The organism is Arthrobacter sp. Cza30 (genome assembly GCF_059090765.1).
Genome location: NZ_JBNHGA010000003.1, coordinates 742,893 through 765,379 on the forward strand (window position 1 = coordinate 742,893; position 22,487 = coordinate 765,379).

General features: G+C 68.7%; 22 protein-coding genes and 3 pseudogenes. 9 read left to right on the forward strand and 16 right to left on the reverse strand.

The features are described 5' to 3' along the window. The first annotated feature begins 144 nt into the window (after window positions 1-144). Window positions 145-2,766 (forward strand): penicillin acylase family protein, encoded by a 2,622-nt coding sequence (locus AC5RVZ_RS12930; RefSeq protein WP_494066162.1) that lies wholly within the window; start codon window positions 145-147, stop codon window positions 2,764-2,766. A 125-nt stretch (window positions 2,767-2,891) separates the two neighbouring features. On the opposite strand, the gene AC5RVZ_RS12935 is transcribed toward AC5RVZ_RS12930, so the two are convergent. From AC5RVZ_RS12935 to AC5RVZ_RS12945, 3 genes and pseudogenes are all read right to left on the reverse strand, one after another. Next, window positions 2,892-3,503 carry a dihydrofolate reductase family protein gene (locus tag AC5RVZ_RS12935; protein WP_494066163.1) on the reverse strand — a complete coding sequence of 204 codons (612 nt, stop codon included), beginning with the start codon at window positions 3,501-3,503 and terminating at the stop codon, window positions 2,892-2,894. Between the two features lie 10 nt (window positions 3,504-3,513). Beyond that, window positions 3,514-4,089: an SRPBCC family protein gene (locus tag AC5RVZ_RS12940; RefSeq protein WP_494066283.1), complete on the reverse strand. Its 576-nt coding sequence runs from the start codon at window positions 4,087-4,089 to the stop codon at window positions 3,514-3,516. Window positions 4,090-4,128: 39 nt separating this feature from the next. Continuing rightward, window positions 4,129-4,407 (reverse strand): annotated as a pseudogene (locus AC5RVZ_RS12945) (ArsR/SmtB family transcription factor); the annotation flags it as partial. 47 nt (window positions 4,408-4,454) lie between these two features. Between AC5RVZ_RS12945 and AC5RVZ_RS12950 the strand changes: the two are divergent. Next, on the forward strand, window positions 4,455-5,264 hold the full coding sequence (locus AC5RVZ_RS12950; RefSeq protein WP_494066284.1) for a DUF2254 family protein: 810 nt from the start codon (window positions 4,455-4,457) through the stop codon (window positions 5,262-5,264). Here the strand turns inward: AC5RVZ_RS12950 and AC5RVZ_RS12955 are convergent. After that, on the reverse strand, window positions 5,156-5,380 hold the full coding sequence (locus AC5RVZ_RS12955) for a hypothetical protein (protein ID WP_494066285.1): 225 nt from the start codon (window positions 5,378-5,380) through the stop codon (window positions 5,156-5,158). The genes AC5RVZ_RS12950 and AC5RVZ_RS12955 overlap by 109 nt on opposite strands. On the opposite strand from AC5RVZ_RS12955, the pseudogene AC5RVZ_RS12960 reads away from it, so the two are divergent. Next, window positions 5,279-5,776, forward strand: a pseudogene (locus AC5RVZ_RS12960) (DUF2254 family protein); the annotation flags it as partial. The gene AC5RVZ_RS12955 and the pseudogene AC5RVZ_RS12960 overlap by 102 nt on opposite strands. A gap of 60 nt (window positions 5,777-5,836) precedes the next feature. Here AC5RVZ_RS12960 and AC5RVZ_RS12965 read toward each other — a convergent pair. Continuing rightward, window positions 5,837-6,679 carry an alpha/beta fold hydrolase gene (locus AC5RVZ_RS12965; protein WP_494066164.1) on the reverse strand — a complete coding sequence of 281 codons (843 nt, stop codon included), beginning with the start codon at window positions 6,677-6,679 and terminating at the stop codon, window positions 5,837-5,839. 268 nt (window positions 6,680-6,947) lie between these two features. Between AC5RVZ_RS12965 and AC5RVZ_RS12970 the strand changes: the two genes are divergently transcribed. Both AC5RVZ_RS12970 and AC5RVZ_RS12975 read left to right on the forward strand, forming a co-directional pair. Next, on the forward strand, window positions 6,948-8,417 hold the full coding sequence (locus AC5RVZ_RS12970; RefSeq protein WP_494066165.1) for a peptide ligase PGM1-related protein: 1,470 nt from the start codon (window positions 6,948-6,950) through the stop codon (window positions 8,415-8,417). A 96-nt stretch (window positions 8,418-8,513) separates the two neighbouring features. Then, the gene (locus AC5RVZ_RS12975; protein WP_494066166.1) at window positions 8,514-8,699 is read left to right on the forward strand and encodes a hypothetical protein; all 186 of its coding nucleotides are present in this window, start codon (window positions 8,514-8,516) and stop codon (window positions 8,697-8,699) included. A 39-nt stretch (window positions 8,700-8,738) separates the two neighbouring features. Here the strand turns inward: AC5RVZ_RS12975 and AC5RVZ_RS12980 are convergent, their stop codons facing one another. The 4 genes from AC5RVZ_RS12980 to AC5RVZ_RS12995 form a co-directional block, all read right to left on the reverse strand. Continuing rightward, complete coding sequence (locus tag AC5RVZ_RS12980; protein WP_494066167.1) at window positions 8,739-9,122, reverse strand: MmcQ/YjbR family DNA-binding protein; 384 nt, start codon at window positions 9,120-9,122, stop codon at window positions 8,739-8,741. Window positions 9,123-9,163: 41 nt separating this feature from the next. Beyond that, window positions 9,164-9,601, reverse strand: coding sequence for a VOC family protein (locus tag AC5RVZ_RS12985; RefSeq protein ID WP_494066168.1), 438 nt, complete (start codon window positions 9,599-9,601; stop codon window positions 9,164-9,166). A 66-nt stretch (window positions 9,602-9,667) separates the two neighbouring features. Further along, window positions 9,668-10,210 (reverse strand): putative immunity protein, encoded by a 543-nt coding sequence (locus AC5RVZ_RS12990; protein ID WP_494066169.1) that lies wholly within the window; start codon window positions 10,208-10,210, stop codon window positions 9,668-9,670. 55 nt (window positions 10,211-10,265) lie between these two features. After that, window positions 10,266-10,445 carry a hypothetical protein gene (locus tag AC5RVZ_RS12995; protein WP_494066170.1) on the reverse strand — a complete coding sequence of 60 codons (180 nt, stop codon included), beginning with the start codon at window positions 10,443-10,445 and terminating at the stop codon, window positions 10,266-10,268. Between the two features lie 174 nt (window positions 10,446-10,619). Here AC5RVZ_RS12995 and AC5RVZ_RS13000 point away from each other — a divergent pair, with 174 nt between their 5' ends. Next, complete coding sequence (locus tag AC5RVZ_RS13000) at window positions 10,620-11,063, forward strand: SRPBCC family protein (RefSeq protein ID WP_494066171.1); 444 nt, start codon at window positions 10,620-10,622, stop codon at window positions 11,061-11,063. Window positions 11,064-11,078: 15 nt separating this feature from the next. Here the strand turns inward: AC5RVZ_RS13000 and AC5RVZ_RS13005 are convergent, their stop codons facing one another. Beyond that, complete coding sequence (locus AC5RVZ_RS13005; RefSeq protein ID WP_494066172.1) at window positions 11,079-11,804, reverse strand: tyrosine-protein phosphatase; 726 nt, start codon at window positions 11,802-11,804, stop codon at window positions 11,079-11,081. Between the two features lie 163 nt (window positions 11,805-11,967). Between AC5RVZ_RS13005 and AC5RVZ_RS13010 the strand changes: the two are divergent. The 3 genes and pseudogenes from AC5RVZ_RS13010 (at window position 11,968) to AC5RVZ_RS13020 (ending at window position 13,971) form a co-directional block, all read left to right on the forward strand. Continuing rightward, window positions 11,968-12,824 (forward strand): annotated as a pseudogene (locus tag AC5RVZ_RS13010) (IS5 family transposase). Window positions 12,825-12,953: 129 nt separating this feature from the next. Further along, complete coding sequence (locus AC5RVZ_RS13015) at window positions 12,954-13,640, forward strand: hypothetical protein (protein WP_494066173.1); 687 nt, start codon at window positions 12,954-12,956, stop codon at window positions 13,638-13,640. Window positions 13,641-13,710: 70 nt separating this feature from the next. Continuing rightward, the gene (locus tag AC5RVZ_RS13020) at window positions 13,711-13,971 is read left to right on the forward strand and encodes a hypothetical protein (RefSeq protein ID WP_494066174.1); all 261 of its coding nucleotides are present in this window, start codon (window positions 13,711-13,713) and stop codon (window positions 13,969-13,971) included. 79 nt (window positions 13,972-14,050) lie between these two features. Here the strand turns inward: AC5RVZ_RS13020 and AC5RVZ_RS13025 are convergent, their stop codons facing one another. From AC5RVZ_RS13025 to AC5RVZ_RS13050, 6 genes are all read right to left on the reverse strand, one after another. Next, on the reverse strand, window positions 14,051-14,992 hold the full coding sequence (locus tag AC5RVZ_RS13025; protein WP_494066175.1) for an ROK family protein: 942 nt from the start codon (window positions 14,990-14,992) through the stop codon (window positions 14,051-14,053). Further along, complete coding sequence (locus AC5RVZ_RS13030) at window positions 14,989-15,705, reverse strand: Type 1 glutamine amidotransferase-like domain-containing protein (RefSeq protein ID WP_494066176.1); 717 nt, start codon at window positions 15,703-15,705, stop codon at window positions 14,989-14,991. The genes AC5RVZ_RS13025 and AC5RVZ_RS13030 overlap by 4 nt, the downstream gene beginning before the upstream one ends. Then, a complete protein-coding gene (locus tag AC5RVZ_RS13035) occupies window positions 15,702-18,449 on the reverse strand; it encodes a glycoside hydrolase family 2 protein (protein ID WP_494066177.1) in 2,748 nt (915 codons plus the stop codon). The genes AC5RVZ_RS13030 and AC5RVZ_RS13035 overlap by 4 nt, the downstream gene beginning before the upstream one ends. 3 nt (window positions 18,450-18,452) lie before the next feature. Further along, on the reverse strand, window positions 18,453-19,289 hold the full coding sequence (locus tag AC5RVZ_RS13040) for a carbohydrate ABC transporter permease (RefSeq protein ID WP_494066178.1): 837 nt from the start codon (window positions 19,287-19,289) through the stop codon (window positions 18,453-18,455). Continuing rightward, complete coding sequence (locus tag AC5RVZ_RS13045; protein WP_494066179.1) at window positions 19,286-20,254, reverse strand: carbohydrate ABC transporter permease; 969 nt, start codon at window positions 20,252-20,254, stop codon at window positions 19,286-19,288. The genes AC5RVZ_RS13040 and AC5RVZ_RS13045 overlap by 4 nt, the downstream gene beginning before the upstream one ends. 172 nt (window positions 20,255-20,426) lie before the next feature. Beyond that, the gene (locus AC5RVZ_RS13050; RefSeq protein ID WP_494066180.1) at window positions 20,427-22,484 is read right to left on the reverse strand and encodes a hypothetical protein; all 2,058 of its coding nucleotides are present in this window, start codon (window positions 22,482-22,484) and stop codon (window positions 20,427-20,429) included. Between the last annotated feature and the right edge of the window lie 3 nt (window positions 22,485-22,487).

The following is a 22,487-nucleotide window of genomic DNA, read 5'->3' on the forward strand; positions in this document are numbered from 1 at the left end:
GCCGGCGCTGGAAACCGTGCGACATTCGGCGGGGAACGGCCTGCGGGGCTACGATTCCCAGGTGTGCCGCGTGACCCGAACGCGCGGCACTCGGTTCCGCGGTGCTCGACACCGCGTGCCGCCGACCGACCCGAAAGTCCTTCAATGTCGAAGCTCCTGACTCCACCCGAAGAGGAAGTGGTCGAGACGCCGCGTCGACGCCGTTCGATCGGTCGCACGATCGGCATCACGGTGTACGGCGTCATCGCGGGCGTGATCGTCCTCGCTCTCATCGCGGTGGGCTTCCTCGCGTTCACGGTGCAGCGGTCGTTCCCGCAGGTGAGCGGCGAGCTCGCCGTGCCCGGCCTCGACGACGAGGTGACGGTGCAGCGCGATGTCCTCGGCATCCCTCGCATCACGGCCGGCACCGCGCAGGACCTGTTCTTCGCGCAGGGCTACGTGCATGCTCAGGACCGGTTCTGGGAGATGGACTTCCGCCGCCACGTCACCAGCGGACGGCTGTCCGAGCTGTTCGGGGAATCGCAGCTCGCGACCGACAAGTTCCTGCGGACGCTCGGCTGGCGTGAGATCGCCGAGCAGGAGGTCGAGGCGCTGGGCGAGCTGGAGCGCGCATACTACGAGGCTTACGCCGACGGGGTGAACGCGTACCTCGCCGAGAACGACGGCGCCGACGCATCCTTCGAGTACGCCGTGCTGGGCCTGCAGAACCCGGACTACGAGATCGAGCCGTGGACGCCGGCGGACTCGGTGGCGTGGCTGAAGGCGATGGCATGGGACCTTCGCACCAACATCGAGGACGAGACCGAGCGCGCCGTCATCGCGGGCGACTTCACGGCGGAGGAGCTCGCGCAGCTGTACCCCGAGTACCCCTTCGACCGGAATCCCGTCATCGTGCCCGAGATCTCGAGCGTCCCCGAGGTCGGCACCGTCCCCGACATCGATGAGAGCGGGACCGAGACGGATACCGCCACATCGTCCATCGAGTGGACCGAGGTCGACGGCATCATCGAAGCGGTCAGCCGGCTGGTCGGGGGCGTCGGCGAGGGCATCGGGTCGAACTCGTGGGTCGTCTCCGGCAATCACACCGAGTCCGGAATGCCGCTGCTCGCGAACGACCCGCACCTGGGTGCATCGCTGCCGAGCGTGTGGCATCAGATCGGGCTGCGCTGCGCGACCGTGTCGGATGAGTGCCCGTTCGACGTCGCCGGTTTCGGCTTCTCGGGCGTTCCCGGCGTGATCATCGGACACAACGACCGCATCGCGTGGGGCTTCACGAACCTCACGACCGATGTGACCGACCTCTACCTCGAGAAGATCGAGGACGGCCAGTACTGGTACGACGGCGCCCTCGTGCCGCTGGAGGAGCGCACCGAGACGATCGAGGTCGCCGGGGGCGACGACGTCGAGCTCGTCATCCACGCCACGGTCAACGGACCGATCGTGTCAGGGCTGACCGGCGACTTCACCGCCATCGCCGCGAACCCCTACACCGGAACGGACGGCGCCGTCGCGCCGCCCGCCGATGCGCCCGAGGGCCAGTACGCCGTCAGTCTGCGCTGGACGGCGCTCGAGCCCGGCACCACCGCGACCGCGCTGTTCGCCATGAACGCGGCGCGCGACTTCGACGACTTCCGGGGAGCGGCGGCGCTCTTCGACGTTCCGGCGCAGAACCTCGTCTACGCCGACATCGAGGGCAACATCGGCTACCAGACGCCCGGCCGGCTTCCTACCCGCGGCGCGGGCGACGGCTCCATGCCGCAGCCCGGATGGGACTCGGCCTACGCCTGGCAGGGATACATCCCCTTCGAGGAGCTGCCGGTGTCGTACAACCCGCCCGAGGGCTTCATCGTCACCGCGAACAACGCGATCGTCGGCGAGGACTACCCCTACTTCCTCACGCGCGACTGGGACTACGGCTGGCGCGCGGCCCGGATCACCGAGCTGATCCAGCGCAAGATCGCGAACGGACCGATCACCGCTGACGACCTCCGCAGCATCCAGGCCGACAACTTCTCCTTCATCGGCATGCGTCTGACAGCCGCCTATATGGACGTCACGACCGGTCGGGAGCGGACGGATGCGGCGCTCGACCTGCTGCGCGAGTGGGACGCGCAGAACGCCGCCGACTCCGCGGCCGCCGCGTACGCCAACGTGCTGTGGGACACCCTGGTGACGAACCTCTTCGTCGAGGGTCGCGACAACCCGGCGCCGCGCAGCGACCAAGGCCGGCTCTTCCTCGTCGTCGACGAGCTGCTCAAGAACCCGGACGCTCCCTGGTGGACGAACGAGTCGCTCGGCGTCAGCAGCATGGCGGAGATGCTCGAGCAGTCCGCGATCGAAGCCGAGCGCCGACTGGCCCAGCTGCAGGGCGACAATCCGGCGCGCTGGAACTGGGGCGGTCTGCACGCGCTGTCGCTGAAGAGCGAGACGTTCGGCTCCTCGGGCATCGCGCCGATCGAGTACCTGTTCAACCGCGGTCCCTACGCCGTGGGCGGCGGCTCGTCGATCGTCAACGCGACCGGTTGGGACCTCGGCTCGAGTTTCGCCACCATCACCGTGCCCTCCATGCGCATGGTCGTCGACCTGGGCGACTTCGACGCGTCGGGCTGGAATCACCTGACCGGTGCGAGCGGGCACACGTATCACCCGAACTACGTCGACCAGACGGAGGCGTGGCAGCGGGTGGAGCTGACGCGATGGGCCTACACACCCGAGGCGGTGGACGCCGCAACCACCGACACGCTGGTCCTGACCCCGGGCGGCTGATTCCCGGCGAGTCTCGCGCGTGGCGCCGTGGTGAGCGGCGGAGACGCCGTGCAGGCGGAGGCGCGATCCCCCGTGCGATCGCCTCAGCTTGCGACGCCTCGGTCCACTCGGACGGTGTTGTGGGGTCACGCCCCGGCGGGTTCGCGGACGCGGTCGTAGGCGATGGAGAGAACGCCATGGTCCCCAGCGACCGCGTGCGCCAGCGTCCACGCCGCAGGCGCAAGGCCGTCTCCCAGCAGCCGCCTGCCACCACCCAGTGTCACAGGGAACACCGTGAACGAGAGCCGGTCGACCCGGTCGGACGCAAGGAGCGCCCGTATCACGCTCGCGCTCGAGAAGACGACGATGTCGCCGCCCGGCTCCCCTTTCAGCCGGTCGACCACGTCCGGGGCCGGCTCGTTGAAGACGCGGGCGTTGCTCCAGGGAGCATCGACCAGGGTCGACGACAGAACGACCTTCTCGGCGTCGCGCATCCATTGGCCGTATGCGCGGTCGCGAGGATCGGCGGTGTCTTCGTCGGCGACAGTGGGCCAGTACGAGAAGAACCCTTCGGCGTTGATGCGGCCCAGGAGCGTGGTCGTTGCCGCTTGCCAGAGGTCAGTGAGATGGTCGCGCGCGACGTCGCTGATCGCATATGGCATCAGCCACCCCATGTCGGCGGGTCCGTTCGGTCCTTGGTAATAGCCGTCCATGCTTACAGCGATGTTGGCCACAACGCGCCGGTTCTTGGAACTCATCTGTCGGTCCTTACTTTGCTGAGAGCGGTGATGTGAAGAGGGCGGCGAGATTGTCGAGGCACTGATCCCAGCCGAGCTGTATGCCGGCGACGAACTCCGCCGACTGGACCGTGCTGTCGCTGATGCGCGCGTGGACCGCGATCTCCGTGCCGCTGGGCACGACTGCGAGCGCCCACCGATACTGGGCGGTGAAGCCGACCGTCCCGTCAGCCAGCAGCGGCGACAGGTGGAAGCTGATGCTGCCACCGGGTTCAACGGCGTCGATCGCTCCGACCGCGCGACCCACCACGTCGGCAGAGTCTGGGCGACTGTCGATGTCGACGTATTCCTGCTCGATTCGGTCGCCACTCGTTGCGCTGAAAACGATCTTGCTGAGGCGCAGGTCGTTCGTGGTCCACCACTTCTCGAGCAGGTCGGGCCGAGTGAGATGGTCCCACACGGTCTGACGGTCCGCGGCCAGTGTGCGAGTGAAGACGAACTCCCGTCCGTCCGCCCACTGAGCGCGGTCCGCGGCGAGGGTTTCGGAATCGACGCTGGCGGCGTACGCGTCGAACCGCGCACGCTCGTCCGCGTGTGCTGATGCCACTTCGGCCACCCTTCGAATCTCGGCCTCGAGCGACTGCAAAGCCTCGACGACAAGGGCATATATGCGCCGCTGACCCGACCGCCGCGACACGGCCAAGCCGGCGCGCTCCAGAGCCTGCAGATGTTTCGTCGCCTGCGGCTGACGCAAGCCGCACAGATCAGCCACGCTCCCCACGGACCGCGGTCTCTCGGCGAGGACCTCCACTATGCGCCATCGCGCAGGGTCCGCCAGGGCGTCCAACTGAGCATGCATGCTCGTATTATTCACCGAGAGGAATATTCTTGTCAAGGAATCTTCAAGTCTCGCCACGGGTCGCATTTCGCTTATGGTGAGGCCATGGCCGAACGGGGAGAACGACGGTGAAAATGCGGATCTCGGCGGAGCGGCTCAGGGCCTCCCTGTGGTTCTGGCCGATGTCGGCCGCCCTGGTGGCACTGGTGCTGACGCTCGTTCTGATGCCCATCCGAGCTTCCGGATCGCAGCCGACTCCGCTGTGGCCGGGCGACGCGCAAGCAGCATCGGCACTCGTGCAGCTCATCGGAACCGCCGTGATGACGGCAGCGACGCTGACCTTCTCTCTGACCGTGGTTGCGCTCCAACTGGCCTCCCAGCAGTTCTCGCCCCGACTGCTCCGCGAGTTCGCCCGGGACCCGGTCACTCAGGTCGTGCTCGCGGTCATGATCTCCACTTTCGTGGTCGCAGTGACGGCGATCAGTGGCATCCGGGAGGACGAGCCGCTGCCGGTGGCGGTCCTGGTTCTCGTCTATGTGCTGGGCATCGCGTCAGCCGGTGCTCTTCTCGGCTTCGTCGGGCACCTCGTGCGCGTCCTGCGAGTCGACACGATGATGGTCGCGGTTCATCGGGAAGCGTCGAAGACGATCTCGCAGACCTACCCGGATTATGGCGACACCGATAAGAAGCCGAGCCTCGACCTGGAGCGCCACAGGGAGGGGGCGCCCTTCGCGGCCTCCCAGAGCGGCTTCGTCCGGCAGATCGATCCGAGACAGCTCGTCGAAGCCGCGCAGGAGCTCGATGTCCTGGTGCGTCTGGATGTCCGCCCCGGGGATCATGTCGTAGCGGGAGCACCTCTTGGCATCGTGTGGGGCGGGGCGCGACGCCCGAGGCTGTGGAGTCGGTCAGCCGCAGGGCCGAGCGTGCCATCCAGATCGGCATAGAGCGGACCTCGGACCAAGACGTGGCGTTCGGACTGCGTCAGTTGACCGACATCGCGGTGAAGGCCATCTCTCCCGGCATCAACGACCCCGTGACCGCCGCGACCGCCTTGGCCCATTCGGCCGACCTGCTCACCAAGCTGCAGCGCAAACAGCTGGGCACCCAGGCACACTCCGACGCGCAGGGGAACGTCCGGGTGCTGACGCCGGACCGGGACCACCGCTACTACCTCGACCTGGTCTGTGCGCCTGTCAGGCGTTACGGCGGTCAGGAGCCGATCGTGTTGTCAGCGGTGCTGCGACTGCTGCGCGATTGCGCACGCACTGCCCAGGATGACCAGCAGCGGCAGGAGATACGCCGGCAGCGCGACCTCGTCGTTGCAGACATCGGTGACCGCCTCCTCGACGACGACCAGGAATCGATCACTGACCTCGCCGAGCGGATCGAGCAGGTACTGCGAGGAGAGGTGTCAGAGGGGTACCGCGACCGTGCGGGCGAGACCCGGTCCCTGTGACCTGCGACGACCCGACGTCGGCCACGAGAAGGTCACACCGCGAGGAAGCTGGACCAGCGATCACGTTGCGGCACGGTCTCTGACTCGTTCCACCCATCGAGTCAGCTCCGCGGCGAGCGCAGCAGCTGCATCGAGCTGGATCAGATGACCGGCGCCGTCGATGAGTGCGAGCGACGAGTGCGGGATCTCGTGGTGCAGGCGATGGGCGCGATCCTGAGGGATCCAGGCATCGTCCGTCCCCCAGACGATGTGCACCGGTTCCGTCACGTTGCGGTACGCCGGCTCCACCTCGTCGGTGAAGCGCTCGTCGGCCTGGGCGATCTGCCGATAGAACGCCGCCTGGCCCACGTCGTCCGTCCAGGGATGGACCAGCAGGTCGAGATCCTCGTCACGCAATCCCCGGCGGCTCGCTCCGCGGATATAGGCCTCCACCGCTCCGCGGTGAACCGGTGCGGGAAGCTGCGCGAACACCTCGGCGTGCTGCTTCACAAGCCGGAAGAACGGCGACCCCCAGGGCGAGAGCGCGACGACGTCGACCAGGCACAGAGATGCGTAGCGGGCTCCATGCAGCAGGCGGGCTCGCAGAGCGACGGCGCCGCCCACGTCGTGAGCGATGACGTGCGGTTGCTTGAGCGCCCACGTGTCGAGCAGGTGCGCGAACAGCTTGCCCTGCGTTCCGAGGTCGACATCATGTCGGGCGTCCTTCGACGACGCGCCATATCCCGGCATGTCCCACAGGTAGATCGTGAACCGCGATGACAACGCGCCAGCGATCGGCCGCCACAGCGCCGAGGACCAAGGCGTGCCGTGAAGGAAGACCAGCGGCGGCCCCTCGCCGAAGCGGTCCCATGCGACGGTGCGTCCCCGCCAGAGCAGCGTCCGCGTGAGGTGATGCGTGGTCACGGTCCTATCGTGCCCCAGGCAGCGAAACGGGGCGCGGGCGGATGAATCCTGATGTCGACTCCCTCCCGCGCCACCGCCCGAAGCGTTGAGAAGAGAGGCCATCCCTGGGCTCGCTGGACCTGACAACCAGTGGCTGACCGCCCTCACGCTCGTGCGAGCGGTGCCCTACGGCACCGCTCAACGTGAGGTTCCACCCCGCCGCCGTGGCAGCGGCAGGACGGTTGTCGGGACGAGTGGCTCGGCGTACCATCTGCCGCAGAGGCGCGACATGCTCCACCGTCGAGGAGGACTGGGAGAGGTCCTCGCAGCGAACGTGATGGGCGGGAGGGAACCGCACGTCCTCATCGCAATGCCCTCTTTCTCGCTCGGCGAGTCGACCCTGGCGCACTACGCGGCGCGCATCCCGGCCCTCGAGCACCGGTACTTGAACGCCGTGTTCCTGCTCGCCTCCATCCCGGGCTGCACGATGATCTACCTCTGTTCGCAGGCGCCGGCGCCCGGCATCATCGACTACTACTTCTCCCTCATGCGCGATGCGGTGCGTGAGAGCGCCCGGCGCCGGCTGCACATCGTGTCGTTGGACGACCGTTCCGTACGCTCGCTGGCGCAGAAGCTCCTCGATCGCCCGGAGATCATCGAGTCACTGCGCACGCTCATCGGCGACCGCCCGGCGTTCATCGAACCGTGGAACGTCACCGAGTTCGAGATGGAGGTCGCCTCGCGGCTCGGTTGTCCCATTAACGGAACCACGCCGGAACTGTGGCCGATCGGATTCAAGAGCGCCTGTCGAGAGCTGTTCCGCGAAGTGGGCGTGCCGACCCCTCGCGGTGTCGAGCACGTACGGTCGATCCAGGACGTGCGCCAGGCCATCCAGCGGCTGCGGTCCGAGGCCTCGGCGATCCGCGGTGTGGTCGTCAAGCACGACAACAGCGGCTCGGGCGACGGGAACCTGGTCATCCGGTTCGACGACCGCCTCGGCGTCGAGGAGCGCCTCGCGGCCGTGCCGCAGTGGTATCTCGGCGATCTCGCGGCCGGTGGAGTGGTGGAGGAGCTGATCACGGGCACGGAGTTCAGCAGCCCGAGTGCGCAGGTCGATGTACGACCGGACGGGGACGTCGTCATCCTCGCCACTCACGAGCAGGTCCTCGGCGGCCAGGACGCCCAGGTCTATCAGGGCTGCGTCTTCCCTGCTCGACAGCATTACGCAGCCGACCTCGCCCGGTACGCCACGAGGATCGGCGAGGGATTGCGGGCGCGGGGCGTCATCGGCCGGATGAGCGTGGATTTCGCCGCAGCTCGCGACGGGTCCGCGCCTGATGACACTGCCGGCTGGCGGGTGTACGCGCTGGAGGTCAACCTGCGGAAAGGGGGTACGACGCACCCGTACGCCGCGCTGCGCCACCTCGTCGTCGGACACTACGACGCCTCCGCCGGTGCCTGGATCGCCGAATCGGGGGGAACCCGCTGCTACTACTCCACCGACAACCTCGTGGAGCCGCACTGGCTCGGAATGGATCCGGCGCTCGTGATCACGGCGGTTCGGGATGCCGGGCTGCAATTCTCTCCGGAGACCGGTTGCGGCGTGGTGCTGCACATGCTCGCGTGCCTCGCGATCGACGGACGGCTCGGTCTCACCTCGATCGCGACGACGCCCGGTGCGGCTCGGAATGCCGCTGAGGAAGTGCAGCGAGTGATCGACCGGCTCGCCCTGATGGGCTCCCGGACGAGTTCGAGGTGATCCGATCGGGTTCGCCGTTGACGGATGCGCGGAGGCGACGGCGATCTCGATCTTCGTCGACCATCCCGTTAGTGTGGCGGCAAAGGAGGACGCACCATGCCGATGGACGATCAGAGCGTCGAACGGGGCTCCGAGATGGACCTCGCGCTCGAACGGGCGCTCGCGGCGGCGAACCTGCGCGCCGGCGACGCGGTCAGCACGTCACTCGCACACGTGGGTGACCAAGCGGAGCCCTCGGCCGTCGACACCGGCGACACCGGCGCGGCATCCGACGGCGACTGACGCAACGGTCCGCGCAGGAGCCGGAGGTCGCGGGACCTCTCAACCGCGCTTCTGCGCGAACAGTGAGGGGTCGACGGGCCGGATCGCGCGCGGCAGCTTCTGCACGACAAGCAGGTATGAGTCGGTGACCAGCTCCTCGACGAGCCCCTCGTCCAACGGGCCCGGCCGCACGGTGATCCAGTGCTTCTTGTTCATGTGGTAGCCCGGCGTGATGTTCCGGTAGTTCTCGCACAGCGCCCTGGCGTCCTCGGGATCGGCTTTGAGAGTGATGATCGGCTCACCGGTGACCGCCGTCAGCAGCATGAAGACCTTGCCTCGGATTTTGTAGACGTCCCATTCAGGCCCGAACGGGTGCTGCAGTTCGGCGCCGGGCAGCTCGTCGGCACGCGCGCGGGCGAGCCCCTGGAGCTTCTCCTCCTGCAATCCGACCTCCCTCGGGTTCCGTGACGCGCCCCGCGTGGGCGTCAGCTCCTCTTCAGTTCCTCGGCGAACATCACGAGGATGCCGCTGGGACCGCGGACGTACGTGAGCTTGTAGACGTCCTGGTAGGTGGCGACGCCGCGCAGCGGGTGGCACCCATGCCGGGCCGCGATCCGGAGCGCTTCGTCGATGTCGTCGACCGAGAAGGCGACGCGGTGCATGCCGATCTCGTTGGGACGGGTGGGCTCGGTCTCGATCGCTTCGGGGTGGATGTACTCGAACAGCTCGATCTGACCGTGGCCGTCCGGCGTCTGCAGCATCGCGATCTTGGCGTGATTGCCGTCGAGGCCGACGGCGGTGTCCGCCCACTCGCCGCTGACGGTGTCGCGCCCGACGACCGTGAGCCCGAGGTCGGTGAAGAAGGCGGTCGCCGCTTCGAGGTCGCGCACGGCGATGCCGACGTTCTCGAGTTTGATGACCATGGGTCGCATGCTACCCAGCCGGTCCGACCCGCACCGCGGCTGGGCGGGCAGCCCGCCATCCTGGCCTCACGGTGCGGACGCCCCCACACCGTCCTGGATGGTGCGGATGTGCGCGCCGAGGGCGCCGGACGCGAGCAGGCCCGCGCCGAGCGGGCCCGCGGAGTGACTTCCGACCGGCGGCAGCCGTCGCAGCGCCGACCCGACGGGATCGCTCATGTGCTCGAGCTGCCAGCGGATCTCGGCCGCCGCCGCGTCGGGATCATCAGGTGCCGCCAAGCCGACGGCTTGGGCCGCATAGGCCGCTGCGCCCAGGGCGTGCGCACCCATGTGCGCCACGCCGGCGGCCTGTGCCGCAGCGCGGGCGGCCGCCACTGCCGCGGTCGACGAGACGACGTGCGCCGCCCGGCCGGCTTCGAACCGCCGCTTGATCTCCCCCGCAGCGGTCAGCTCGCCCCGGGAGAACGCGCGGGCCCGCGCGATGGCGTCGCGGGCACGGCCGTCATGCGGGGCTTCCGCCTCGAACAGCGGGAGTACACGTTCCGCGCAGTCAGCGGCCCATGCTGCAACGAGGCGGCGGTCGGCTTCGCTGAGGCTCTGGGGTGACGGCACCGGGGCAGTCTCCCACAGGTGCCGGTGATCCCAAGGCCCACGGCCGCCGGCGATGTCAATCGCTCATGCAAGCGATCGCGGCCTTGAGGAGGTCCGCGGCGGACTCTGCCTCCGCACGAGAGCTGTACGGCCCGTCGCCCGGGCAGTCGATGACGGTGTCCGTGTTGAAGTCGTGGCGAGGGAAGTAGGAGGTGGTGCCCCCCGCATCCGTCTCGGTCACCACATCGATGTCCATGCGAATCCTGTCCTGCACTGGCCGCTGCCTCTCCTGGCTGCGGCGCACGATAAGTGAAGGGCAAAAGTACGAGTCGCCGACGAATGTGCATCGGGGCTTGACCCAGCCCCGACCTCTCACGTACAACCGGCGACGACTTCGCGGGCGCTTTCGAGTCGGGCGTCAAGATGGACTGTGGCCTCGACCTTCACGCTCGTCACAGAATCGCGCTTCTCGGTGCAGGCGCTGTTCGACGTATCCCTGGACATCGACGCCCATGTGGCATCGATGTCCGACTCGGAGGAGCGGGCGATCGCCGGCGTGACGACGGGGCGGATCGGACTCGGCGAGACGGTGACCTGGCGCGCACGTCACTTCGGCGTCTGGTTCACACTGACGACGGAGATCTCGGAAATGGAGCGGCCCACACGGTTCGTGGACCGGCAGGTGCGGGGCCCCTTCAAGACGCTCGTGCACGAGCATCGCTTCGAGCCGCTCCCGGGCGGGTCGCGGATGACCGATCACATCACCGTCGGCTCGCCGGTTCTCGGCAGGGTGGCAGAACGGCTGATCCTCGTCCCGTATCTCCGCCGGCTCATCGCGAAGCGGAACGCTCATCTCCTCGCCGCCCTGAGCTGACGCACCCTCCTCGCGTCAGCGCTCCGCCAGAAGAAGAGACCGCAGGCGGATGCGGTCGTCCGTCTCCACGCCCAGCTCGTCGAGCACGTGATCCGGGTCGGCGACGAACTCGCGCACGTGCGGTCCCACCTCCGCCAGCCAGGCGTCGACCTGCTGAGGCGTCCACCATGCCTGCCTGTCGTGCGTGGGCCCCCCATGCGCTCCGGTTCCGGCCATCGCTCGCACGGAGTCGGCGTAATCGGCGACGATGTCGTCCGCTGCGACGCCGGCGTGTGCAAGCAGCAGCGCCGTGATCATGCCGGTGCGGTCACGTCCGCCGGCGCAGTGCACCAGGATGCCCGGCTCAGACGCGGCGATGGCCGAGACCGCACCCCGCACCATCTCAGGCAGGATGCGGGCGTTGTGCCGCCAGTACTCCGGCGAGTCCAGGATCGGGAGGCACACGGCGCGGAACTCGGGATGCGATTGATCCTCGGTCGGAGCAAGAGTGATGACGACCTCCTCGGGCGGACGCACATCGGGGTCTCCGGCGCGACCCCCGACCTCGTCGACGGAACGAAGGTCCACCACGGAGCGCAGTCCCCACGTCATCGCGTCGGCCCAGCCGGCGGCGGTGAGCAGCTCCCGCCTCGGGCCACGCGCGATGCGCCCTCGGATGGTCGCGCCTGTCGCTCCGAGCGGCGTGGGAAGCCCGCCCAGATCCCGCACGTTGCGAGCGCCATCCCAGTCGAGATTCCGCATCCGCTGAGGCTACCAACGTGCCGAGCGCACCCGGTGAGACATCAGGCGAACGGTCTCGGCAGGCGTGGGGCCCTAGGCCGTGTTGATCAAGTCGATTCGTGTTCGGGTGGGTGAGTCTTGAACGGTGGCGCGACAGGAAATCTCTGACGACGTGTGGTCCGTGATGGAGCCGTTGATGCCGACGGTGTCCGGTCGGTCGCGGCCATGGACGGATCACCGGCTCGCTGTCGAGGGCATGGCGTGGAAGTATCGGACCGGCGCCTCGTGGCGGGACGTCCCGGAGCGGTTCGGGAAGTGGAACTCGATCTACAAGCGGTTCAACCGGTGGGCCGAGGGCGGCACCTGGGAGAAGCTGCTCGCCGAGGTGCAGAAGCAGGCCGACGCCGCCGGGAAGATCGACTGGGTCGTCTCGATCGACTCGACCATCGCGCGTGTTCATCAGCATGGCGCGACCCTGAAGCGGGACACAGGGGGCTCGTCCGAATCACAAGAATCCGTGGTTCGAGCCGCCTGATCACGGGATCGGCCGGTCCCGTGGCGGGCTGACGACCAAGCTGCATCTCGTCTGCGATGGCCGCGGCCGGCCGCTCGGCATGATGATCACCGGGGGGGAGGAATGTTAACGACACCACGATGATGACCGCTGTGCTCGAGGACATCCGCGTCCCCCGCGCGGGCAAGGGCCGGCCCCGCACCCGCCCCGATCGAGTCCTCGCCGACAAGGGCTATCCCTCGAAGGCGAACCGCGCCTGGCTCCGCGACCGCGGTATCGCCGCGACGATCCCCGAGCGTGACGACCAGATCGCGCACCGTCGGAAGAGGCCGGGCCGGCCGATCGACTTCGGCGACCAGCAGCAGGCGCGCTACAAGGGCCGCAACGTCGTCGAGCGGTGCTTCAGTCGGCTCAAGCAGTGGCGCGGGATCGCGATGCGCTCAGACAAGCTCGCCCGCAACTACCGGGCCGCGATCAGCGTCGCCGCGACGCTGGTCTGGATCAAGGCCGACGTCACGACCGCGTAAACGCGGATTCCTCGCGACCTGGAACGGTCGTTCGAGCTGGACGCAGGTTTCCCGGCCCTGAACGACTCATGAACTCCGGATCCTCTACCTCGGATGTCGCCCACAGATCCATACGGTGACTCTGAAGGCATGACGCAGCAGAGTACAAGAGGAGAAGTTGTGATCCGATTCAAGACGAAGTTGAGTGCTTCGGTGATCGCCGCGGCGCTTCTTGCGACCTTCGCGTCATCGGGTGCCGCGCTCGCGCAGGAACTCGACCCGGTGACACAGCCCAGCCCAGAGCCCTCGGCGCCAGTCAGCGTGGTTACGCTTGGCGACGTTGGTCTCGATGTCGGAGATCGCGTTTCGGTCGATGAGCTGGTCACCGCTGCCGCGGAGATCGGGCAGAATGTCGAATCTCAACTTGAAGGACTGCCGCCGTCGGAGCAGAGCGCAATCGAAGCGCCGCTTGCAGTCGCCGCTGCTTCGGCCTGGGACGAAGTGTCCCGGTGGAATGACAACAAGGGCGTGGCCGTGGTGCTTCGCTACGGCGACGGCACATCGTGGGGTTGGATCAAGCTCCGGGACAAGCACGGGATCACTCAGAACATGCTGCGCAAGACCACACAGTTCCCCCGAGACCGAGTCGCCCAGGGGAGCGCATGGGTGTACACGACCCCTGCAGTTCTGTACACCTGCTGGCTCGGCGTGTGCACCGTGGAGAAGTCCCAGGACGTAAAGGTCGTCAATGAGACGAGCAGCCAGAAGGGCATCATCACCGCGTACTGTGTCGGGCTCACGATCTGTCCCCAGTGGGTTCGCGACGTTGCCGCATGACCAGCGGCCAGACTGGGCCGCTCTGATATCGCAAGCAGTCGCACGCGGCCCCGCGTCGATCGTCACTGTAGTGCGCAGCCAGCTCTTCGAATCTACGGTCGAGATCGTGTTTGACGGCGGGATTCAGCGTCCGGGCAGGTTCGGGGTGCGAATCGAGGTGCCCAAGACGGTCGGAGACGAACGCTGGCAACAGATGGCGTTCCCCGACACGCCGGCAGACTGGGCATGGATCGCTGCCATCGTCGAAGTCCTCGAACCATACGAGGCCATCAGCGACGCTGAAATCCCCCCTGCCGACGAGCACGGAGTTCGTTGGCTCAACCATCTCTAGCCAGGACGTCGGGTGGAGTCTCCCGCGGTTCGGGACTCCGCCCGGCGTCGAGATCCGGCGCCCACTTGATCAACACGCCCTAGTCGTCCGCCGAGCCGGTGTCCGCCCGGTGGATGAGCGCGGCGGCGCCGAGGAGCGGCGCCTGGCCGTCCAGGGGCGACGGAACGACCCGGACGCGGCGGGCATGCGGCAGCGGCGCCGTGCGTGCGACGCTCTCGCGGACGAGGTCGAAGTAGTCAGGCGCGACGCCCGCGAAGCCGCCGGCGATCACGGCGACCTCGAGGTCGAGAAGTGCTGCCGTGCTGGCGATGCCCTCGCCGACGGCGGATGCCGAGCGCCGCACCGCGGCGACGGCGATTCCGTCGCCGTCGCCGTACGCGGCCGCGAGATCCTCGCCCGTGCTGCCGGTCCACCCGTGCGCTCGCGCCCACGCGACACTGGCCGGGCCTGACGCGATGGACTCGAGCGTTCCGTCGAGCACGTCCGTGCCGGCCGCTTCTCGAAGCCGGATCTGGCCGATGTGCCCGGCGTTGCCGCTGTGGCCGGACACCACGCGGCCGTCGAGCAGCAGGCCGCCGCCGATGCCGGTCGACACGACCATGGCGATCGCGTTGCGAGCGTCGCGCGCGGCACCCAGCCAGTGCTCGGCCATCATCAGGCAGGCGCCGTCCAACGCCAGTCGCACCGGCACGTCGGGCACGACGGTGCGCAGGGTGCCGACGACATCCAGATGGGCGCCGCCCGGCAGGTTCAGCGGCGACGTCGACCCTGCCGTGGTGTCGACAGGACCGGCCGAACCGGCTCCCACGCCGACGATGCGCGCGGACGGAGCGGTTGCGACCGCGGCGGCCGCGGCATCCCGGATCGCCGCCACGAGCTGCTGGTGGGATGCCGCGCGCCCCGTCGGGCGCCGGTGTCGGCTGCCGTGGAGCAGCACCCCGTCCGCGTCGATGAGCGCCGCCTCGACCTTGGTTCCTCCGATGTCGACCGCGAGCGCGAACCGGGAGGGCGCGACACTCACGACGTCAGCACCCGCGTGACGAGTCGCTCCTCGTCGACGCCCGCAGAGGAACGGATGACGCGGTGAACGGCATTGCCGGCCACCTCGGTCAGGTGCTCCACGGGCTCGCCGTCGACGTACAGCACGGCCGTGCCCTCGTCGAGCCCGAACCCGTGCGGCAGCGCGCCGGTGGCGATCGCGTGCTGCAGGGCCGGCCGCCGCTCCGGCTGCGAGTCGTAGTGCACGCCCAGAGAATAGGGCACGAGCCCGAGTCCGTCGTCGATCACCGAGACCTCGCCGAAGGTCGACGTCGGCCCGCCGACATGCCAGCACAAGGCGCCGGCCGAGGTTCCCGCGAGCAGGATGCCGGCATCCCACGCCTCGCGCAGCACGCGATCCAGCCCGTGCACGCGCCACACGGCGAGCAGGTTGGCGACGCTTCCGCCGCCGACCCACACCAGGTCGCTGCCGAGAATCGTCTCGCGCAGATCGGGCTGGTTGCGCCCGAACAGTCGCACGTGGACCGCGTCGACGCCGGTCTGGGCCGCGGCCGCGAGCTCGCGCCCTTCGTCGACGCGCTGATCGCCCGACGCGGTGTTGATGAAAGCGACGCGGATGCGGCGTCCCGTGACGCCCGTCAGCTCGAGCGCGTACCGTTGCAGCGGGCTGAACTCCACGTCGCCCCACTGCGCGGGCGTCCATCCGCCGCACGTGGCGAGGATCCTCCGGCTCATGACGGCTGCACCGCGTCGGCGTTCCACGCCCGGACCGAGAGCCGGTCGAGCGACGCACCACCGGCGTCGAAGCCGATGCGGCGGGACGCACCGGCCGCGAGCCCGAACGCGTTGTCCTCAAGCACGCGACCCACCGCGTGCGGGAAGCCGTCGATGAGCACGAGCGGTGCCGCGTGATCCCCGACATTGCGCACGATCAGTGCGTCGCCGTCGAGCCAGGCGGCCAGGCGGGTGCGCGGCAGTCCGTGCAGCGGCGCACGGCCCTCCGCGTACGGGGCGAGCAGCTCCTCGATCGGCCGGTCCATCAGGTCTTCGAGCGGCTGCGCTTCGAGCTCGCGCAGCGCCTCGGACTTCGGCTGGTGGTTGAACGGGTACCACGCTGACGAGAGGTGCTCGCCGGCGGCATCCGTCAGCTCGACCGAGAGGATCAACGGCTCGACGTCGACCCCACGCAGCGACGCCGTGAGATCGAACGGACACACGCGGCCGTCGGCGGCGACGTCCACGACCTCGTCTCGCGCGGCGATCACCCGCAGCCCCGCGTCGAACAGGCGAGCGGAGAGCCGAGCCCCGACGAGAGGAGCAGGCGTGTCGTTCGACACGTGAACCGCCGCGCGGAACGTGTCGTCCTGCCCCCACACCGTGCTGTCGTACACCGCATACGCCGAGGCCGGGGCGCCGAACTGCTTCGCCCGGTAGTACGAGAGCTTCGGCACGCCGTAGTAGTCGATGACCGCCCACGACGCGCCGGGGAAGGCTTCGCCGACCTTGTAGAACCAGTACGCCGCCGTCTCGACGCCGCTGTGCGCGCGCATCCGCTCGGACGCGAAGCGAAGGGCGTCGCCCTGGGCGAGCTGCGAGTACTCGACGAACGTGCGCCAGTCGCGGATCGGGCCGTAGTGCGCGTACCGGGCCTGCTTGAACAGGTCGAACAGCGAGAACTGGGCCTGGTGCTGCATGATCGCCCCGTGCGCGGGAGGCGGCCACGCCTCCAGCAGGGCCGGATCGAGGAACCGGTGCATGCTCTCGAGGTTGCACTGGCTCGACAGCCCGTACTCGCCGAACACCGCGGGAAGGTAGTCGCGGTACGCCTCGACCGGCATCCCGTCGTGGTAGACGCCGTAGAAGTGCTCGCTCCCGCCCCAGGGGTCGGTGCGGTGGAACGGGCGCGACGGGTCGTACTGCGTCACGCGGCGGCCGATGACCGTGAGCAGATCGTCGGAGGTGATGGTGGCGGGGTTCTCGTTGCCGCCGCCCCACATGATCAGCGACGGGTGGTTGCGCAGGCGCCGCACGATCCGTGAGGCCTGCTCGTCGATCGTGGCGAGGTCCGCGCCGGTGGAGTCCAAACCGAAGGTGAGCGGGAACTCCTGCAGCACCAGGATGCCGCGGCGGTCGCACTCGTCGAAGAACTCGTCGCTCTCGATCGTGCCGCCGCCCCAGGCCCGGAGCATCTGCAGGTTCGCTCGCACGACGAGGTCGAGGATGTGCCGGTCGACGTCGAATCCGCGGCGGGCCATCGGGTCGGTCCAGCACCAGTTCGCGCCCTTGAGGAACAGCTCGCGGCCGTTCACGACGAAGCGCCAGTCGTAGACGTCGGCGCCCTGACGTGCCGGAAGGGCGCGCATCTCGACGGTGCGGATGCCGAACGTGGTCGCCACGGCATGCCCGGCGGTCGACACCTCGACCCGGTACAGCGGCTGCTCGCCGTAGCCGAACGGCCACCACAGTCGCGGCTCCGGGACCTCGAGCTCGACGTCGTGCCGCGTCAGCGTCGTGAGCGCGTGGACGTCGACGTCCGCCTGTGCGACGACCTCACCCTCCGGATCCCGCACGACGACCTGCACGGGCAGGGCGTCCGCGCCGCCGTCGTGCCGCACGGCGTCCCATTGCACGCGCAGCCGGGCGGCGGCATCTGTCAGCTCATCGGTCGTGACGAAGACATCCGCGAGTTCGACGGCGGGGACCGCCTCGAGCCGGACCCCGCGCCAGATCCCCATGGAGATGAGGTGGCCGTAGTGCCATCCCCAGCCGGGCGACGGCTTCATCACGCCGTGCCAGTCGCGCGGCGGCGGGTCGATGCGCACCACCACCTCGTTCTCGCCGTCGAAGCGCAGCACGGCGGTCACGTCGACATCCGGCCCGCCGTACATGCCGAGGTGACGGGAGATGGGCTGGCCGTTGAGGTAGACGGATGCCGCGTAGTCGACACCGTCGAAGCTCAGGCGCACGCGCTGCTCGCGCCAATCCGCCGGCACGGTGAACCGGCGGGCGTACCACCACTCCTGCTCCTCGATGCGGGTGCGCCGGAAGAACCAGGGCCACTGCTCGGGGACGCCGTGCTCGGTCAGCTCCGCATAGGTGTGGTCGTCGACGAGCGGGTCGGGGATGACCCCGGCTGCGGCGAGCGCGCCCTGCACGGTGCCCGGCACGGTCGCGGGCACCCAGGACGAGCGGTCCGTGTCCTCGCGGTGCCATCCCGCCGGGTCCCGGCGCACCCGCTCGGACCGGTCACCGGTCCAGCGGTCGATGGAGAACTCTCGAGCCGGCAGTGACCCCGCGAGCAGCCACTCGCCGTCGAGCGAGAGCGTCCGCGTCGGCATCCCGCCAAGCGCATCCCGGCCGGCCGACGCCGCGGCCACGCGCTGCGAGGGAACCGACGCGTGCTCCTCCACCCAGCGGTCGCCGTACAGCGGCGACGACTGCCACCGGGCGCGTTCGACCTCGTCGAGCGACGCGGCCACGGGCTACTTCACCGCACCCGCGTACAGGCCGCTGACGAAGTAGCGCTGCGCGAAGATGAAGATCAGCAGGATCGGCAGGCTCATGATGAGCACCGCCGCCATGATGTTGCCCCAGTCGGCGAGGTACTGCGCCTTGAAGTAGAGCACGCCCGTCGTGAGCGTCCGCTTGTTCGGGTCGGTGAGAAACAGCTGCGGCACGAGGTAGTCGTTCCACACGCCCACGCCCTGCAGCACCCAGAACGTCGCGATGGCGGGACGCGCGAGGGGCAGGAACATGGTCCAGAACAGCTGGAAGTATCCGGCACCGTCGATGGTCGCCGCCTCGACGATCTCCTTCGGCACCTGCCGCATGAACGCCGCCATAAGGAACACCCCGAACGGGATGGCGCCGGCGATGTATATGAGGATGACGCCGAGGTAGTTGTTGATGAGCCCGAGATCGCGCACGACGCGGAACTGCGGCACGAGCGCCAGCTGCATCGGCAGGAAGATGCCCGCGGCGATCAGCAGGTAGATCCCGGACCCCACCTTCGTCGCCTTGCGGACGATCGCGTACGACGCCAGGGCGGCGACGAAGGTGGCGATCGTCATGCTGACCAGGGTCAGGAGGATCGAGTTGGCGAAGAGGTTGGAGAAGTCGGCCTCGACCCATGACGTGACGAAGTTCTCGAACGTGGGCTGCAGGGGCAGGCCCGTCGGGTTCGTCAGCACCTCGATGTTCGACTTGAACGCCGTGATGACGATGATCACGAGCGGATACACCATGAGGATGCTGAGCACGATCAGCAGCGCGTTGACCGGCACCCGCCGCGCGACGCGGGCGACACTGCGGCGATTCATCGGGCGCCCTCCTCGGCGATCTTGTTGTTGAGCCGGTTCTGCAGGGCCGCGATGACGATGAGCACGATGAGCACGAGCACCGCCATCGCGGAGGCGTAACCGAAGTTGTTGTTGACCAGGCCCTCCTGGAACACCTGTGTCATGTACAGCTGCGTCGAGTTGCCCGGTCCGCCTCTCGTCATGAGGTACACCGTGTCGAATGCGCGCAGGGCGCCGTTGATCGACAGCACGAGCACGAGGCCGATCGAGGGGATCATCAGCGGCAGCGTGATGTAGCGCAGGCTCTTCCAGCCCCGGGCCCCGTCGACGCGGGCCGCCTCGAGGATCTCGGACGGGATGGTGCTGAGACCGGCCAGGAAGATGACGATGTTGAACCCCAGTCCGCTCCACAGGTCGACCAGGATGACGCTGTAGAGGGCTAGGTCGTAGTTGCCCAGCCAGTCCTGCGCGAGGCCGCCCAGGCCGAGGCTGCGCAGGATCGTGTTGAACGTGCCCGACGTGGGGTCGTACATGAAGCTCCACGTGAACACGATCGCCACGGGGCTGATGACCATGGGGGCGAAGAAGATCGCCCGGTAGATGTTGCCCAGGAGCAGCTGGCGGTGCAGCAGCACGGCGATCAGGAACGCCAGGATCGTCTGCACGATGATCTTGAAGAAGGCGTAGATCCCGGTGTTGCCGATCGCCTCCATCAGCACCGGGTCGCCCGAGAAGATCCGGACGAAGTTGTCGAGCCCTAGGAACTCCCACGGCCGGTTGAAGCCACGGGCGTCGGTGAAGCTCGCGATGACGACCTGGATCATGGGGTAGACAGTGAACATCAGGTACAGCGCGAGGGCGGGGGCGACCGCGATCCAGAACTTGCCGGTCGAGCTGCGATCGGTCCACAGTCTGCGTCGCAGGGACCTCGTCGTGTCGGGGTCGTCGAGCGCGAGAACGCGCACATCCTCCACCCGCGTGCTCACGATGAGCTCAGTTCTCGTGCGGGCCACCGCATCATGGCAATCGTCCTATCGTCCTCGACCGGAAGTCGTGTAGCAATACTACACGCTCGGTGGTGGTGGGTCGAATCTCGGTCGCGAATCGCGCGCTCAGCGGGCCTGGTAAGCGTCCGGTCCGTCCTGGTCGCTAGTTTCGCTACCGCTGCGTGAGCGCCGCGAAGGCGGACCGCGGGGGCACCGTGATGTCGCCGGCGTCGCCGGCCGCCGGGCTCTCTCCGGGACGCTGGACGAGCAGGGCGTCGCCCAGGCCGGTCACACTCACCCGGCACGCCGCGTCGGCGTAGTTGGCCACCACGACACAGGGCTCGCCCGCCGCATTCCGCCAGACGGTGAAGCGGACGTCGTCGGGAGCCCCGGCGACGTCGACGCGCACATCCGGTGCGTCCACGAGTTCGCCGTTCCAGAGCCAGTCCGCGAGCGCGGAGCGCAGCTCGTCGACCGCAACGCCGTAGCGGACGGTGTCGGGCATGTCGCCCGGCCGCCCCTTGAAGTTGAAGGGTTCGAAGCTCATGCCGTAGCCGTACAGCAGGCTCTGGTTGGCCATGTTGCGGTCGTCGAACCCGATCAGCGCAGTGACGATCCGCGCGCCCGGTCGCAGCATGCGACCGAGCGGCACGTGCGAGGCCGAGAAGCTGCGGAAGTACGACAGGTCGTAGTGCTCGAACTGGCTGTCGTACGCGCCCTCCCCGGCGAGAACGAACGCGTCGGCACGATTGCCGAGCGCGCGGCGCACGTCGTCGAGGAAGACACCGTCCCACAGGAACGAGCTCGCCCCGGGCTCGTGCCCGTGGTCGTCGGCGAAGCACAGCAGCGACCGGCCGTGATAGAGCGATTCGTCCGCCAGGATGCCGTCGGCGCCCCACGAGGCGAGCTCTGCGACCTCGGCCGCGAACCGGAAGCGCACCGCCTCGACGCCGAAGCAGAGCGGCACGTACCAGGGCGTGCTGATGCCGTAGCGCTTGCGGGCGCTGTGATAGACCGGCCCGGGCTGCGCGTACGGCTGCCCGTTGGGGTCGCGCGCGACGGATGCCTCGAACTCGGCCCAGTACGGACCCGGCTTCTCGACCCAGACGTACTTCGTGTAGAGCACCGTCTTCACGTCGAGCTCGCGGGCCCGGTCGAGGGCCCGGCGCAGTCCCGCCTCCCCGCCGAGCTTCTCGGCGGGGCGGTGGACGGGGACCAGCCCGTCCTGTCCGCCCTCGTTCCAGCCGGTGATCTGGATGGCGCCGATGCCGACGCGTGCGCACTCCTCGATGATGTCGACGAGGGTCTCGAAGTCGTAGCGCGGCTCCCCCTCGGTCGACATCAGCTGCACCTGCAGCCACGACCGGGGCTCGGCCAGCCAGGGAGCCCCGGAGCGACGCGTCGGTCCCTGGGTCGCACGATAGGCGGCGGTGCCCGCCGTCCACGGCCCGCGGTACGGCGCGATCCGCATTGCGGGCAGCTCGTGGGCGCCCGGCGCGGGCGTGGGGAAGTGGATCGCTTCGAAGGTGACCGCTGCCGCGGCATCCGTCGAGCGCGACATGCTGTCGAGATATCCCGGCTCGAGCGAGGTGCGCCAGCCGATGAAGTCGAGCGTCGGCTGGGACGGCAGCACCGTGAGGCCCGCCGTGTCGCCCGCGAGCACGACGAAGGGCGACGTGGGGTTGCCGATGACCTCGGGGCGCAGGTTGCCGCTCGCGTGGTCGGGGTAGGTGGTGCCCCAGTAGGGCGAGTTGTTGTCGAACACCGGCAGCAGCCGCACGCGGGTGCCTGTGGAGTAGTCGACCCCGCGGTACTCCAGGCCGCCTTCCGTGGGGGCGATGCCGCGCACGGCGGGGAACCGCACCGCCTCGACCTCGGCCGAGGGGATGTCGAAGTCCAGACGCAGCTCGAGGCTTCCGTCCGCGACCGCAGCCTGCACCTCGACGCGCCCCTCGAGCGCCTCACCGGTCGACGTGACGAGGCCGTGCCACGACAGCCGCACGCTGCGGCCGTCCTCCGAGGCGTCGGCCGTCGTCAGCTGTTGATCCGCCGTGGCGACGACGACCGTGCGGTCGCCGTGGCGCGGGATCTCCAGGACGAACAGCGACCCGCCCGCCGGCGGGCGGAGCCACGGTCCCACTCCGGCCTGGTCGATGCCGACGATCCCGCCGGTCGTGGCGTCGAACGCGACCGAGAGGGCGTCGGCGGCGATGGTGAGGGTGCGGTCCACGGT

Bases quoted from the DNA above. Each gene is read 5' to 3' on its own strand.
- AC5RVZ_RS12930 (WP_494066162.1), top strand. From the start codon at position 145: ATGTCGAAGCTCCTGACTCCACCCGAAGAGGAAGTGGTCGAGACGCCG.
- AC5RVZ_RS12935 (WP_494066163.1), bottom strand. From the start codon at position 3,503: ATGAGTTCCAAGAACCGGCGCGTTGTGGCCAACATCGCTGTAAGCATG.
- AC5RVZ_RS12950 (WP_494066284.1), top strand. From the start codon at position 4,455: ATGCGGATCTCGGCGGAGCGGCTCAGGGCCTCCCTGTGGTTCTGGCCG.
- AC5RVZ_RS12955 (WP_494066285.1), bottom strand. From the start codon at position 5,380: ATGGGCCAAGGCGGTCGCGGCGGTCACGGGGTCGTTGATGCCGGGAGA.
- AC5RVZ_RS12970 (WP_494066165.1), top strand. From the start codon at position 6,948: ATGCTCCACCGTCGAGGAGGACTGGGAGAGGTCCTCGCAGCGAACGTG.
- AC5RVZ_RS12975 (WP_494066166.1), top strand. From the start codon at position 8,514: ATGCCGATGGACGATCAGAGCGTCGAACGGGGCTCCGAGATGGACCTC.
- AC5RVZ_RS12985 (WP_494066168.1), bottom strand. From the start codon at position 9,601: ATGGTCATCAAACTCGAGAACGTCGGCATCGCCGTGCGCGACCTCGAA.
- AC5RVZ_RS12995 (WP_494066170.1), bottom strand. From the start codon at position 10,445: ATGGACATCGATGTGGTGACCGAGACGGATGCGGGGGGCACCACCTCC.
- AC5RVZ_RS13005 (WP_494066172.1), bottom strand. From the start codon at position 11,804: ATGCGGAATCTCGACTGGGATGGCGCTCGCAACGTGCGGGATCTGGGC.
- AC5RVZ_RS13015 (WP_494066173.1), top strand. From the start codon at position 12,954: ATGACGCAGCAGAGTACAAGAGGAGAAGTTGTGATCCGATTCAAGACG.
- AC5RVZ_RS13030 (WP_494066176.1), bottom strand. From the start codon at position 15,705: ATGAGCCGGAGGATCCTCGCCACGTGCGGCGGATGGACGCCCGCGCAG.
- AC5RVZ_RS13040 (WP_494066178.1), bottom strand. From the start codon at position 19,289: ATGAATCGCCGCAGTGTCGCCCGCGTCGCGCGGCGGGTGCCGGTCAAC.